The 1,039-nt window shown below is 73.2% G+C and carries 2 protein-coding genes; one reads left to right on the top strand and one right to left on the bottom strand.

Annotated elements, in window-relative coordinates:
- A partial coding sequence (locus tag FRW57_RS22010; RefSeq protein ID WP_203230497.1) for an adenosylcobinamide-GDP ribazoletransferase occupies positions 1-216 on the top strand: 216 nt, incomplete at its 5' end.
- Positions 217-335: 119 nt separating this feature from the next.
- Here FRW57_RS22010 and FRW57_RS22005 read toward each other — a convergent pair.
- Positions 336-1,039 (bottom strand): M24 family metallopeptidase (locus FRW57_RS22005; protein WP_152187081.1); only part of this gene is annotated, 704 nt, incomplete at its 5' end.

Raw genomic sequence — 1,039 nt, 5'->3', positions numbered from 1 at the left:
ACCCTTGCGCTGCTGCTGGTGGCGGGCGCGGCCACCTTCGCGGTCGGGACGGGATGGTGGCGCGGACCGGTCGTCGTGGCGGCCGCGCTGCTCGCGGGGGCGGCCGTCATACGACGTGCGGTCAGTCGGTTCGGCGGGATCACCGGCGACGTCCTCGGCGCGACGGTCGAGGTCTCCTTCGCGGTGTCGCTGACCGCCGCGGCCCTGCTGACCTGAGTCGCCTGGTCTGCTCTGTCGCCGGGCCGAGTCCACGAACCCGCGAACTTCGCACGCCACCAGCCGGCCAGACCGGGCCGAGTCCACGAACCCGCGGACTTCGCACGCGGGTGTCCCGGTCAGGGGGCGAGGCGCACCAGGGAGGTGTCGAAGTGGTTGAGCCGGCGCGGTGATCCGTCGTCGTCCACAACCACGATGTCCTCGATGCGGACGCCGAACCGACCGGGCAGGTAGATGCCCGGCTCGACCGAGAACGCCATCCCCGGCTCGAGCGGCCGTTCGTTGCCCGCCACGAGGTAGGGCTCCTCGTGGACCTCCAGACCGATGCCGTGGCCCGTGCGGGTGATGAAGTACTCGCCGTAGCCGGCCTCCTCGATGACCGTGCGGCTGGTCGCGTCGACCGAATCGCAGCTGCTGCCCGCCCGGGCCGCGGCGACGCCGGCCTGCTGGGCCCGGCGCACGACCTCGTGGACGGTCTCGAGCTCGCGGTCGATGGGAGTGCCGACGACGTAGGTGCGGGTGCAGTCGGAGCAGTAGCCGGCCGGCGTCGGGCCGCCGATGTCGACCACCACCGCGTCACCCTCGCGGATCGTGCGCTCCCCGGCTTCGTGGTGGGGACTGGCGCCGCTGGGCCCGGAACCGACGATGACGAAGTCTGCGGTGGCGTGCCCCTCCTGCACGATCGCGGCCGCGATGTCGGCCGCCAAGTCACGCTCGGTGCGACCGGCCCGCAGCCACTCGCCCATCCTCGCCTGCACCCGGTCGATCGCCGCTCCGGCGGCCGCGAGCGCCGCGACCTCGTCGCCGCTCTTGCGCATCCGCA

Origin of the sequence: Segeticoccus rhizosphaerae (assembly GCF_009192725.1) — a bacterium.
Taxonomy (GTDB): Bacteria; Actinomycetota; Actinomycetes; order Actinomycetales; family Dermatophilaceae; genus Segeticoccus; species Segeticoccus rhizosphaerae.
This window is presented reverse-complemented; position numbering and strand designations above follow the sequence as displayed.